The organism is Bradyrhizobium sp. HKCCYLRH3097 (assembly GCF_051167875.1).
GTDB lineage: Bacteria > Pseudomonadota > Alphaproteobacteria > Rhizobiales > Xanthobacteraceae > Bradyrhizobium.
Window position 1 is genome coordinate 25,306 of the sequence record NZ_JBNPTX010000008.1, and the last position, 12,997, is coordinate 38,302.

The 12,997-nt window shown below is 66.2% G+C and carries 8 protein-coding genes; 4 read left to right on the forward strand and 4 right to left on the reverse strand.

What is annotated here, in order from left to right; translation table 11 throughout:
- Window positions 1–57: 57 nt before the first annotated feature.
- Complete coding sequence (locus ACQR0U_RS20020) at window positions 58–1,005, reverse strand: alpha/beta hydrolase (protein ID WP_315769296.1); 948 nt, start codon at window positions 1,003–1,005, stop codon at window positions 58–60.
- A gap of 193 nt (window positions 1,006–1,198) precedes the next feature.
- Between ACQR0U_RS20020 and ACQR0U_RS20025 the strand changes: the two genes are divergently transcribed.
- Window positions 1,199–1,678 carry an Hsp20 family protein gene (locus ACQR0U_RS20025; protein WP_315716558.1) on the forward strand — a complete coding sequence of 160 codons (480 nt, stop codon included), beginning with the start codon at window positions 1,199–1,201 and terminating at the stop codon, window positions 1,676–1,678.
- A 161-nt stretch (window positions 1,679–1,839) separates the two neighbouring features.
- Entirely contained in the window at window positions 1,840–2,604 is a 765-nt protein-coding gene (locus tag ACQR0U_RS20030) for an alpha/beta fold hydrolase (protein WP_316226917.1), read from the forward strand.
- Window positions 2,605–2,790: 186 nt separating this feature from the next.
- Here ACQR0U_RS20030 and ACQR0U_RS20035 read toward each other — a convergent pair whose 3' ends face one another.
- Window positions 2,791–3,774, reverse strand: a complete 984-nt coding sequence (locus ACQR0U_RS20035; protein ID WP_434843605.1) for a hypothetical protein — start codon at window positions 3,772–3,774, stop codon at window positions 2,791–2,793.
- Window positions 3,775–4,323: 549 nt separating this feature from the next.
- On the opposite strand from ACQR0U_RS20035, the gene gltB reads away from it, so the two are divergent.
- Window positions 4,324–9,060 (forward strand): glutamate synthase large subunit, encoded by a 4,737-nt coding sequence (gene gltB, locus ACQR0U_RS20040; protein WP_316186091.1) that lies wholly within the window; start codon window positions 4,324–4,326, stop codon window positions 9,058–9,060.
- A gap of 275 nt (window positions 9,061–9,335) precedes the next feature.
- Entirely contained in the window at window positions 9,336–10,784 is a 1,449-nt protein-coding gene (locus ACQR0U_RS20045) for a glutamate synthase subunit beta (RefSeq protein ID WP_434872221.1), read from the forward strand.
- 557 nt (window positions 10,785–11,341) lie between these two features.
- Here ACQR0U_RS20045 and ACQR0U_RS20050 read toward each other — a convergent pair.
- Entirely contained in the window at window positions 11,342–12,157 is an 816-nt protein-coding gene (locus ACQR0U_RS20050; protein WP_434872222.1) for an arylamine N-acetyltransferase family protein, read from the reverse strand.
- Window positions 12,158–12,172: 15 nt separating this feature from the next.
- Complete coding sequence (locus ACQR0U_RS20055; RefSeq protein ID WP_434872223.1) at window positions 12,173–12,988, reverse strand: arylamine N-acetyltransferase family protein; 816 nt, start codon at window positions 12,986–12,988, stop codon at window positions 12,173–12,175.
- Window positions 12,989–12,997: the final 9 nt, after the last annotated feature.

A 12,997-nucleotide genomic window follows, 5' to 3' on the forward strand; every position in this document is an offset into this window, starting at 1 on the left:
CGAGGAAGAGGTCGAGTCTAGCTAGCTCGCCGTCCCCAGGAGTGTCCAGCAGCACGCTCACCCGAACAGCGGCGTGCCCGGCACGAAGGCGTCGAACGCGGCCCAGAACTGCGAGCGGTAGCGGTCCTGCTCCTGCAGGATCTCGTGCTTGGCACCGGCGATGACGAGATGCGAGCCGGCGCGCAGATGATAGGCGAACTCCTCGATCGCAGCCGTCGACACCACGGTGTCGCTGGAGGCCGCCAGCATCAGGATCGGCTGGCGGATCTGGGAGGGATAGGTCATGCCGCGGAAGGTCATCATCGCCGAGAACGCCGCGTCGGCCCAGGCGACCGTGGGCGAGGCGATGCCGAGCGTCGGATCCTCTTCGAGGATCGCGGCGTTGCGGGCATAGCGGACCGGATCGGAGGTCAGAGGATTGTTGACGAACGGCGCCAGCCCGCTGATCTCGTCGTTGCCGCCCGGCACGTAGCGGCCGCCCTGTCCGGCGATGCGCATCGCCCGCAGCAACAGCCGCGCCGGCAGCGCGGTGCGGCTGTCCGGAAGGTCGATCATCGGCGCCGACAGCACGACGCGATCGAACCAGCGCTTGCCGGCATGCGCGAGCCGCAGCAGCACCGTGCCGCCCATCGAATGCGCCAGCGCGAAATAAGGCGGCGGACAATCCGGCAGCACGACTTGCGTGACGAAGGTCTCCACGTCGGTCTCGTAGTCGGAGAACGAGCGCACATAGCCCTTGCGGGAATCGCGCAGGCGCCGCGACGAATGGCCCTGGCCGCGCCAGTCGATGATGGCGACCGCAAAGCCGCGATCGCGCAGATCGCGCACCGTCTCGAAATACTTCTCGATCATCTCGCTGCGGCCGGTGAACACGCACACCGTGCCCTTGCGCCCGGCCGGCGGCGCCCAGCGCGCAAAGCGCAGCTCGGCGCCATCAGGGGTCTTGATGGTGCCGGCAGTGACGTTTTCGGGAACGGGATTGGCGGGAATCGAGACGAGCGTCATGAGGCGCCCATCGAATAGGTGAAAGGCAGCGGGAATCAAGGGGTGGAACGGCAAAAAGAGCAGGTCTCGGGCGCCCTTGAAGGTCGAAACGTCCGGCCCATATCGAGATCGTGCAGGCCGCGTCAGGCTGCACGACAGCCCGGCCCGATGGCGGGCGGGTTAGCCAACAGTCGCTCAATGGAGGACTTTGACCATGCGTACCTACGACCTCACCCCCTTCTATCGTTCCACCGTCGGTTTCGACCGTCTGTTCTCGCTGCTCGACCAGGCCACCGCCGAGCCCACCCCCGGCTATCCGCCCTACAACATCGAGCGCACCGGTGAGAACGCTTACCGCATCACCGTCGCCGTCTCCGGCTTTGGCAAGGATGAGCTCTCCCTCGTCGCGAAGGAAAACACGCTGACGATCAAGGGCGAGAAGGCCGCCAACGAGAACGGCAAAAAGGCCGAGGTGCTGTATCGCGGCATCGCCGCCCGGGCCTTCGAGCGCTCGTTCCAGCTCGCCGACCACGTGGTGGTGAAGAACGCCAGCCTCGAAAACGGCCTGCTCCACGTCGACCTCGTACGCGAGATTCCGGAAGCGAAGAAGCCCCGCTCGATTCCGATCTCGACCGGCGCGCAGGCCGCCGAGCAGCCGGTGATCGAAGGCTCGGCCGAGAAGGCCGCCGCCTAACAGCACATCCTCATTCTGGAATAGGAGCGCCCCGGGCAACCGGGGCGTTTTTTCATGTCTCGCTGCAGTGCAGTCAAACGATCGTGACCACTGGCAACGGCCAGCTCTCAGCTCGCGAAGACGCCAATGATCGCCTCGTCAACCGGGCTTGGAGCCGTGACATGGACCTTCTTCGCACCCTCACCTGCGCCGCCGCGCTGCTGATCTCCGCAGGCCCCGCCCTCGCCGAGCCCGCGCAGCCGCCCAAGGTCCACAACGTCGTGCTGGTGCACGGCGCCTGGGCCGATGGCTCGAGCTGGGCCAAGGTCATCCCCTATCTGCAGGCGGCCGGCCTCAAGGTCACGGCCGTGCAGAATCCGCTGACCTCGCTCGCGGATTCCGCGGCCGCCACCCGCCGCGCCCTGGCCGAGCAGGATGGGCCGGCCGTGCTGGTCGGCCATTCCTGGGGTGGCACGGTCGTGAGCGAGGTCGGCACCGATCCGAAGGTCAGCGCGCTGGTCTATGTCGCGGCCCGGGCCCCCGATGCGGGCGAGGATTTCGTCAAGCTCGCCGGGCAATATCCAACACCGCCGGCACGCGCCGGCATCGTCGACCACGACGGCGAGACCAAGCTCAACGAGGACGCCTTCCTGAAGGACTTCGCCAATGGTGTCGATGCGACGACGGCGAAGGAACTCTATGCGGTGCAATGGCCGACCGCGGCGACGATCTTCGGCAACCGCACCACCCAGGCGGCGTGGCACGACAAGCCGTCATTCTATGCGGTGTCGAAGCAGGACAAGACGATCGATCCGGATTTCGAGCGCTTCCTGGCCCACCGCATGAAGGCGACCACGATCGAGCTGGACGCCGGGCACCTGTCGCTGGTGTCGCATCCGAAGGAGATCGCTGATCTGATCCTGAAGGCCGCCGGTCAGCACGAGTAGTGCGACCGATCGCGCTGGGATCTCATCGGCTGCTCCAAACGACCTGTCGTGCCCGCGAAAGCGGGCATCCAGGTCGCCGTGGCAGTCGTGAATGACCGAGATGCCGGGGTTACGTTATCGCCCGGTCGAGCCGGGCGATGACAGCTTTGGTGGTGGCAAGCGGCCGGGCAGACCGTCTGACTGCCTCTATTCCAAACCCTGTACAGCCGGCATCTTTGCCGTCGGCAGGATCTGGGGCACGGGCTTCGCCGTGGGCGCTGCGACGGAGCCGGTCGTCTGCGGCGCGGCCGCGGCCGATTGCACCGGCTTCGGCTCAGAGGGTTTTGCGTCTGAAGCCTTTGCGTCTGAAGCCTTGGCTTCTGAAGCCTTTGCTTCTGAAGGCTTGGCTTCTGAAGGCTTGGCTTCTGAAGGCTTGGCTTCTGAAGCCTTGGCCTCGGCCGGCTTGATGTCCGCGGGGCCGGGCGCGACCGGCTTGACCGCCTCGGCCGGCTTCGGATTGAGCGCGGCGGTCTGCGGCGCCGGAGCACTCGGCCGTGCGGCAGGCGTCGGCACCTTCGGCTGGACCGGCACCGCGGTGGCAACGCGCGGCGCAGCCGGCATCGGCGGCACCAGGCGCGGATCGGCCCGGATCACGCTCGGCGGCGGCAGGCGGTCGAGGCCGCCGCGCGGGCTCGGCTCATAGCGCATCCGCTCGTACTCCTCGCCCCATTGGAACGCCGGCACGAAGCGGAGGATGCGGCCGGAGCGCGCATCGACCACGAGCTTGCCGTCCTCGCCCTGGCGATCGAGCACCGCCACGACCCAGACATTGCCGCGCTGGCGCGGTGCGCCGAGCGGCGAGAAACCGTTGTCGCGCAGAATCGCATAGACCTCATGCACCGGCAGGAACGCCGGTGCATAGCCATACTCCTGCTGGTAACCGTCCTGACGGTAGACCGGCGCCGGCGGCACATAGCGCTCGTCGCGGTAGCCGTAGTCAGGGCCCGGCCGATAGCCGTAACGCGGCGTCGGTGCGGGCACGACGGCCGGCGGCGGCAGGTCCGAATAAGGCGTATCGAAATCGGAGACCACCGTGTAGGGCGCACGGACGCCCTGCGGCGGCAACGGCTCGGCCTGCGCGGCAAACGGCGCGATCAACGCGGCCGAGACGACTCCAACTAGCAACTTCATGGCTCAAAGCTCCTGCATGCCCCCGCACGTGAAGCTGTTCGCTTCTTCTCAAGTGCCGCGGAAGTTCTGCCGTGATTCCGGCGGTCCTGGGTCGGCGAGAGGGCGGGATCGGGGCGTTAGGTTTCAAAATCGAGCGCGGCGCGTGATCGCCGGCCCGGCCGGATCGATCGGTCAGTGGCAGAAGCGGAAGATTTGCCGGGGAATGAGCGTGTGCGGCGCCCGGACCTCAGGACTCCGCAGTGCTTGTGTGATAGGTTAAAGTTTGGCATCTTGCGGTTTAGGACAGAAATGCTGTCTAAAATTTCGTTGCAAAGGTGACCGAGACTTTGCAATGATGTTACGGCGCCTGAGGGCGCTGCGACATGAACAGGCCGCGGTCGTCCAGCGGGGACATGGTCCCCCGGACACTGGCCTGAATTCTGCAAATGCGGCTCGCTGAGAAGGACGAGCGTTGGCTCCGGAGAGGGGCCCGCGCAGCGCCCGGGGTGCGCCGGACGGACTGTACCGGACTGTGGTGAAGGCCCTGACCAATAATTTATGGGGACGGATATGAGCGGATCGAAGGTCGAGCACGGAATTTTGGGCGGCGCGGTGCTGGCTGTGGATTCGCATGAGAAACCGGCCGAAATCACCCGCGAGCTGCATACGTGGCGTCCTGAAGCCGAAGGTCTGTACGACCCGAGCCAGGAGAAGGATTCCTGCGGCGTCGGCTTCATCGCCAACATCAAGGGCCAGAAGTCGCATCAGATCGTCGCGGACGCGCTCAGCATCCTCTGCAATCTGGAGCACCGCGGCGCCGTCGGCGCCGACCCGCGCTTCGGCGACGGCGCCGGCATCCTGGTGCAGATCCCGCACGCCTTCTTCTCGCGCAAGGCGAAGGAGCTCGGCTTCACGCTGCCGGCTCCGGGCGAATACGCCATCGGCGCGCTGTTCATGCCGCGCGACGAAGCGTGGCGGAACGTCATCAAGAGCATCATCGCCGACCAGATCGAGGACGAAGGCCTGGTGCTGCTCGGCTGGCGCGACGTGCCGACCGACAACTCCTCGCTGGGCGTGACCGTCAAGCCGACCGAGCCGCGCAGCATGCAGGTGTTCATCGGCCGCAACGGCGCCGCCAAGACCGAGGACGAGTTCGAGCGCAAGCTCTACATCCTGCGCAAGTCGATCTCGCAGGCGATCTACCAGCGCCGCGACCGCGGCATGTCGGGCTATTACCCGTGCTCGATGTCGTGCCGGACCGTGATCTACAAGGGCATGTTCCTGGCCGACCAGCTCGGCAAGTACTACGCCGACCTGCACGAGCCGGACTTCGAGAGCGCGCTGGCGCTGGTGCATCAGCGCTTCTCGACCAACACCTTCCCGACCTGGTCGCTGGCTCACCCGTACCGGATGATCGCGCACAACGGCGAGATCAACACGCTGCGCGGCAACGTCAACTGGATGGCGGCGCGGCAGGCGTCGGTGTCTTCGGAGCTGTTCGGCAAGGACATCAGCCGGCTCTGGCCGATCTCCTATGAAGGCCAGTCCGACACCGCCTGCTTCGACAACGCGCTGGAGTTCCTGGTGCAGGGCGGCTACTCGCTGCCGCACGCAGTCATGATGATGATCCCGGAAGCCTGGGCCGGCAATCCGCTGATGAGCGAGGAGCGCCGCTCGTTCTACGAATATCACGCCGCGCTGATGGAGCCGTGGGACGGCCCGGCCGCGATCGCCTTCACCGACGGCCGCCAGATCGGCGCCACGCTCGACCGCAACGGCCTGCGGCCGGCGCGCTATCTCGTCACCAAGGACGACCGCATCGTGATGGCGTCCGAAATGGGCGTCTTGAAGATTCCGGAGGAGCAGATCGTCACCAAATGGCGGCTGCAGCCGGGCAAGATGCTGCTCGTCGATCTCGAGGAGGGTCGCCTGATCCCGGACGACGAGATCAAGGCGCAGCTCGCCGCCAGCCATCCCTACACCGAGTGGCTCGCGCGCACACAGATCCAGGTCGAGAAGCTGCCGGATGCGCCGACCACGGGCGCGCGCACCAACCTGCCGCTGTTGGACCGGCAGCAGGCGTTCGGCTACAGCCAGGAAGACATCGCGATCCTGATGACGCCGATGGCGGCGACCGGCGAGGAGGCCACGGGCTCGATGGGCAACGACACGCCGATCTCGGCGCTGTCGGACAAGCCGAAGCTGCTCTTCACCTACTTCAAGCAGAACTTCGCCCAGGTCACCAACCCGCCGATCGACCCGATCCGCGAGGAGCTGGTGATGAGCCTGGTCTCGATCATCGGTCCGCGGCCGAACCTGTTCGACCTCGAAGGCGTCGCTTCGACCAAGCGGCTCGAGGTGCATCAGCCGATCCTGACCGATGCGGACCTCGAGAAGATCCGCTCGATCTCGCAAGTGTCCGACAGCCACTTCGTCTCGCGCACGCTCGACACCACCTTCGATGCGAGCCTGGGCGCGGCCGGCTTCGAGCAGGTGCTCGACGATCTCTGCGGCCGCGCCGAAGCCGCGGTGCGCGAGGGCGTCAACATCATCATCCTGTCCGACCGCATGGTCTCGGCCGACCGGATTCCGATCCCGTCGCTGCTCGCCTGCGCCGCCGTGCATCATCACCTGATCCGCACCGGCCTGCGCACGTCGGTGGGTCTCGTGGTGGAGTCGGGCGAGCCGCGCGAGGTGCATCATTTCGCCTGCCTGGCCGGCTACGGCGCAGAGGCGATCAATCCTTATCTCGCCTTCGAGACCATCATCGCGCTCAAGGACAAGCTGCCGGGCGCGCTGAGCGACTACGAGGTCGTCAAGCGCTACATCAAGTCGATCGGCAAGGGCCTGCTCAAGGTCATGTCGAAGATGGGCATCTCGACCTACCAGTCCTATTGCGGCGCGCAGATCTTCGACGCGGTCGGCCTGAAGGCCGAGTTCGTGCAGAAGTTCTTCTACGGCACCCACACCCGCATCGAAGGCGTCGGCCTCGCCGAGATCGCCGAGGAGACGACGCGCCGCCACCGCGACGCGTTCGGCGACGCGCTGGTCTACAAGACCGCGCTCGACGTCGGCGGCGAATACGCCTTCCGCACCCGTGGCGAGGACCATGCCTGGACCGCGGAATCGGTCGCGACGCTCCAGCATGCCGTGCGCGGCAATTCCAGGGAGCGCTACCAGGCGTTCGCCAGGCTGCTCAACGAGCAGTCCGAGCGGCTTCTGACCCTGCGCGGTCTGTTCCGGATCAAGTCGGCCGAGGACGACAAGCGCAAGCCGGTCCCGCTCGACGAGGTCGAGCCGGCCAAGGAGATCGTCAAGCGCTTCGCCACGGGTGCTATGTCGTTCGGCTCGATCTCGCGCGAGGCGCACACCACGCTCGCGATCGCCATGAACCGGATCGGCGGCAAGTCGAACACCGGCGAGGGCGGCGAGGAAGCCGACCGCTTCAAGCCGCTGCCCAACGGCGATTCCATGCGCTCGGCGATCAAGCAGGTCGCCTCGGGCCGGTTCGGCGTGACGACGGAATATCTCGTCAACTCCGACATGATGCAGATCAAGATGGCGCAGGGTGCCAAGCCCGGCGAAGGCGGCCAGTTGCCCGGCCACAAGGTCGACGCCACCATCGCCAAGGTGCGTCACTCGACGCCGGGTGTCGGCCTGATCTCGCCGCCGCCGCACCACGACATCTACTCGATCGAGGATCTCGCGCAGCTGATCTACGACCTGAAGAACGTCAATCCCGACGGCCAGGTCTCGGTCAAGCTCGTCTCCGAAGTCGGCGTCGGCACGGTTGCCGCCGGCGTTGCCAAGGCGCGCGCCGACCATGTCACGATCGCGGGCTTCGAGGGCGGCACCGGTGCCTCTCCCCTCACCTCGATCAAGCATGCGGGCTCGCCGTGGGAGATCGGCCTTGCCGAAACGCACCAGACGCTGGTGCGCGAGCGGCTGCGCAGCCGCATCGTGGTCCAGGTCGACGGCGGCTTCCGCACCGGTCGTGACGTCGTCATCGGCGCCCTGCTCGGCGCCGACGAATTCGGCTTCGCCACCGCCCCCTTGATCGCCGCCGGCTGCATCATGATGCGCAAGTGCCATCTCAACACCTGCCCGGTCGGCGTCGCCACCCAGGACCCGGTGCTGCGCAAGCGCTTCACCGGCCAGCCCGAGCACGTGATCAACTTCTTCTTCTTCGTCGCCGAGGAAGTCCGCGAGATCATGGCGAGCCTCGGCTACCGCTCGTTCAACGAGATGGTCGGCCAGACCCAGATGCTCGACCAGTCCCGCCTGGTGGCGCATTGGAAAGCCAAGGGCCTCGACTTCTCCAAGCTGTTCGTCAAGCAGAAGGAGGCGCCGGGCCAGAAGATCCATCACGCCGAGGCGCAGGACCATCACCTCGAGGCCGTGCTCGACCGCAAGCTGATCGAGCAGGCCAAGCCCGCGCTCGACCGTGGCGCGCCGGTCAAGATCGAGGCCGAGATCAACAACACCGACCGTTCGGCGGGCGCGATGCTCTCGGGCGCGGTGGCCAAGATCTACGGCCATGCCGGCCTGCCGCAGGACACCATCCATGTCAGCCTGAAGGGCACCGCCGGTCAGGCCTTCGGTGCTTGGCTCGCCAACGGCGTCACCTTCGAGCTCGAAGGCGAAGGCAACGACTACGTCGGCAAGGGCCTGTCGGGCGGCCGCATCATCGTCAAGCCGCCGCGCAACTCCGGCATCGTGCCCGAGGAATCGATCATCGTCGGCAACACCGTGATGTACGGCGCGATCTCCGGCGAGTGCTTCTTCCGCGGCATCGCCGGCGAGCGCTTCGCGGTGCGTAACTCGGGCGCGGTCGCCGTGGTCGAGGGCGCGGGCGATCATTGCTGCGAATACATGACCGGCGGCATCGTCGTCGTGCTCGGCAAGACCGGGCGCAACTTCGCGGCCGGCATGTCGGGCGGCGTCGCCTATGTGCTCGACGAGGCCGGCGACTTCGACAAGCACTGCAACATGGCGATGGTCGAGCTCGAACCGGTACTGTCCGAGGAGATGATCGCAGAGGACACCTATCACCAGATGGGCGATCTCGAGGCGCATGGCCGGGTCGACGTGTTCAAGAACCTGCTGGCGTCCGACGTCGAGCGGCTGCACGTGCTGATCTCGCGCCACGCCAAGGCGACCGGCTCCAAGCGCGCCGCCGACATCCTGGCGAACTGGAAGGACTTCGCGCCGAAGTTCCGCAAGGTGATGCCGGTCGAATACCGCCGTGCCCTGAAGGAGCTCGCCGCCAACGCCGACGCCGAGCCCAAGATCGCGATCGGGGCCTGAGGCGCAGGCCACAACCAAGGCGTCATTGCGAGCGCAGCGACTTGTCCGCCGAAGCCCCTTGGGGCGTAGGCGGAAGCAATCCAGGGCCCAGGAGAAAGTCTGGATTGCTTCGTCGCTGACACTCCTCGCAATGACGGAGCGAATGAGAGACGGCGTCATTCCGGGGCGCGCGAAGCGCGAACCCGGAATCTCGCCCCACAACTTCGAGATTCCGGGTCCGGCGCTAACGCGCCGTCCCGGAATGACGGAAACGATGACAAGGGACGTCGTAGGTCATGGGCAAGGTCACAGGTTTTCTCGAAATCGAGCGGCACGATCGCAAGTACGCGCCGGTTGCCGAGCGTCTGAAGAACTTCAACGAGTTCGTGGTGCCGCTCTCCGAGAAGGAGCTGCGCGACCAGGCGGCGCGCTGCATGAATTGCGGCATTCCCTATTGCCACGGCACCGGCTCGGCCGCGCCGGGCACCACCGGCTGTCCAGTCAACAACCAGATCCCGGACTGGAACGACCTCGTCTACAACGGCAATTGGGAAGAGGCGTCGCGAAATCTGCACTCGACCAACAACTTCCCCGAGTTCACGGGCCGCATCTGCCCGGCCCCGTGCGAGGCGTCGTGCACGCTGAACATCGACGACAATCCGGTGACCATCAAGACGATCGAATGCGCCATCGTCGACAAGGCCTGGGAGAACGGCTGGCTGAAGCCGGAGCCGGCCGCTGTGAAAACCGGCAAGAAGATTGCGGTCGTCGGCGCCGGCCCCGCCGGCATGGCCTGCGCCCAGCAACTGGCGCGCGCCGGTCACGACGTCCATGTCTTTGAGAAGCACGCCAAGGCCGGCGGCCTGCTGCGCTATGGCATTCCCGACTTCAAAATGGAGAAGGGCATCATCGACCGCCGCATCACCCAGATGGAAGGCGAGGGCGTTACCTTCCACTATGGCGTCAATGTCGGCGGCAAGGACGGCCTCGATGCGACGTCGCTGCTGAAGGATTACGACGCGGTGGCGCTGACCGGCGGCGCGGAAGCCCCGCGCGACCTGCCGATTCCCGGCCGCGATCTCACCGGTATCCATTACGCGATGGACTTCCTACCGCAGCAGAACCGCCGAGTCGGCAACGAGCCCGTGAACGCGACCGACATCCTGGCCGGCGGCAAGCATGTCGTCGTGATCGGCGGCGGCGACACCGGCAGCGACTGCATCGGCACCTCGCTGCGCCAGGGCGCGCTGTCGGTGACCCAGCTCGAGATCATGCCGGCGCCGCCGGAGCGTGAGAACAAGGCGCTGACCTGGCCGAACTGGCCGCTGAAGATGCGGACGTCGTCGAGCCAGGCCGAAGGCGCGGCGCGCGAGTTCGCGGTGCTGACCCAGAAGTTCGAAGGCGAGAACGGCGCGGTCAAGAAGCTGCATTGCGTCCGCGTCGACGCGCAGTTCAAGCCGATTCCCGGCACCGAGTTCGTGCTCGCGGCCGATCTGGTGCTGCTGGCGATGGGCTTCGTCCATCCGGTGCATGAGGGCCTGCTCAAGAACCTCGGCGTCGATCTCGACCCGCGCGGCAACGTCAAGGCCAACCTGACGGACTACCAGACCTCGCTGCCGAAGGTCTTCTCCGCCGGCGACATGCGCCGCGGCCAGTCCCTGGTGGTGTGGGCGATCCGCGAGGGCCGCCTGTGCGCCCAGGCCGTCGACAAGTTCCTGATGGGCAAGACCGAGCTGCCGCGCTGAGCCGTGGCGTGAACACCCTGTTTCGCTAACTGGACGGGCCTTGCACCGACTGTTGGATCAAGATCGCGTCCAGTCAGCAGAACGTGAAACAAAAAGGGGTGGGGGCTTCCTCGACATGAATCTCCGCACGGCCTGAAGTGGCAGGTCAGGTCGACGGTCCATGATCGATCGGATGAGCGTCGAAGCGTCAGGGTCGACGTGTCACCGTGAAGCCCCCACCCGTCCTGGCCATCGGGCCAGCTCGGATGAGCCGCGCGTCGCGCGGCTCCGATGTCAAGCGGGATGAGGCCGCGTGCAGCGACAGCGGCCCGGCTCGGCAGCGGACGTGCCTTCGAGGATTGCGCGCACCGCGAGCATCACGATGTCAGCCATGTGGACGGTCCCCACTGTTCGACGGCAGGACGCCGCGAGCCCCCTTGGTTCCCGCAACCTAAAGCTGCGACTCTTAAGATAAGCACAATGGCCGCGCCGGCATTCCATTCAAATGCAGTTCGCGCGTGATCATGTCCGCGCTGATCACGCGAATACGCGTTTTGACTCGCGTCATCGGAGAGTGATCAGGCCTTGGTCCTTGCCCAGATGTCTTCGACCGGCACCGGCGGCGTCACCCGGAATATCTCGTCGATGACGCGGCCGAGTTCGGCGGCGCTCTCGATCACACGCTCCTCGACGACTTCGCCATCGCGCGCCTGCCGCTGATAGCGGCGGGTGACCAGCTTGTGACGTATGCCGGGCTCGACACGCTCCATCATCAGCGTATGCGTGGCCGGCACGTTCGGGCTGGTCGAGGTGTACCAGCTGCCGAGCACATAATCGGCATGGATCTGCGGCGCGAGGTCGAACGCATACATCATGCGCCAGCCCGTCGGCTGCTTCGCGCTGACCGTATAGAGCCCGTCCCACGTGCCGACGCGGAACGTTCCCATCGGCGTCTGCTGCTCGGGTCCGAGCTCGAGGCGAATGGGCGCATCCATCATGCAGATGCCGAAGCCGACATCGACGAGATGCGGGCGGCCATCGACCTCGACCAGCAGCATCATGTGCTGGCGCGGCCCGAGCGGATCTGATGGCGCCGAGCGCCAGCGCACCCGGCCGGTCAGGCCGGTGGTCTTGAAGCCGATCGCCTCAAGCGCCGCCCGGAACAGCACGTTCTGCTCGAAGCAGTAGCCGCCGCGGCGACCGAGCACGAGCTTCTGTTGCACGGACGGCAGGTCGACATGGACGGGACGGCCCATCAGCGGATCGAGCGCCTCGAACGGCAGCGCGTCGACATGCGCGGCCTGCAGCGCTGCGAGCGTCGACAGGTCGGGCGCGAGCGGCCCGCGATAGTCGATGCGGGCGAGATAGGAATCCAGCTGAAGCTCACCGGCCATCGCAACGCTTTCCCGTCAGCTCTCGATGCGCTTCCAGATCACATCGACGGGCACCGGCAGCGTGAGCCCGAACACCTCCTCGATGACGCCGCGCAGCGTCTCGGGCGTCTCGATGATCTGTTCGCTCCTCACCTCGCCATAGCGCGCTTCGATGACCAGGCGGCGATTGACCAGCTTGTAGCGCGCCTCACGCGTCAACCGCTCCAGGATCAGCATCGAGGTGAACGGCGTCAACGGGCTGGTCGAGGTGAACCAGTTGCCGAGGACATAGTCGGCATGAATCTGCGGCACCAGATCAAACACATACATCGTGCGCCAGCCGGCCGGCTGCTTCGCCGCGAGCCAATACAGCCCATCAGACAGCGTCAGACGGAACGTACCCATCGCGGTCGGCTGCTCGATGTCGGCAACCATCTGCAGCGGCGTATCGAGCAGGCAGGAGCCGAAACCGACATCGGCGAGATGAGGCCCCTCCGGCAGGTCCACCTTCAGCATCATGTGCGTGCGCGGCGTCAGCGGCGCATCGGCATCGAGCCGCCACCGCACCCGCGCCGAGAGCGGCGTCACCGCAAAGCCGATCGCCTCCAGCGCCGCTTTCAGCAGCGCATTCTGCTCGAAGCAATAGCCGCCGCGGCGGCCGTCGACGATCTTGGCCTGGACCGAGGCGAGATCGATGTTCACGGGCCGGCCGAGCAGCGGATCGATGCCTTCGAAGGCGATCGCATCGACATGGGCGGCCTGCAATCCGGCCAGCGTCTCGAGCGTCGGCGCCAGCGGCCCGCGATAGCCGATGCGCACGAGATATTTATCCAGATCGAATGCGCCCGGCATCGGCTCTGC

Excerpts from the sequence above, each read along its gene's own strand:
- ACQR0U_RS20020 (WP_315769296.1), bottom strand. The coding sequence starts at position 1,005 with ATGACGCTCGTCTCGATTCCCGCCAATCCCGTTCCCGAAAACGTCACT.
- ACQR0U_RS20025 (WP_315716558.1), top strand. The coding sequence starts at position 1,199 with ATGCGTACCTACGACCTCACCCCCTTCTATCGTTCCACCGTCGGTTTC.
- ACQR0U_RS20030 (WP_316226917.1), top strand. The coding sequence starts at position 1,840 with ATGGACCTTCTTCGCACCCTCACCTGCGCCGCCGCGCTGCTGATCTCC.
- ACQR0U_RS20035 (WP_434843605.1), bottom strand. The coding sequence starts at position 3,774 with ATGAAGTTGCTAGTTGGAGTCGTCTCGGCCGCGTTGATCGCGCCGTTT.
- gltB (WP_316186091.1), top strand. The coding sequence starts at position 4,324 with ATGAGCGGATCGAAGGTCGAGCACGGAATTTTGGGCGGCGCGGTGCTG.
- ACQR0U_RS20045 (WP_434872221.1), top strand. The coding sequence starts at position 9,336 with ATGGGCAAGGTCACAGGTTTTCTCGAAATCGAGCGGCACGATCGCAAG.
- ACQR0U_RS20050 (WP_434872222.1), bottom strand. The coding sequence starts at position 12,157 with ATGGCCGGTGAGCTTCAGCTGGATTCCTATCTCGCCCGCATCGACTAT.
- ACQR0U_RS20055 (WP_434872223.1), bottom strand. The coding sequence starts at position 12,988 with ATGCCGGGCGCATTCGATCTGGATAAATATCTCGTGCGCATCGGCTAT.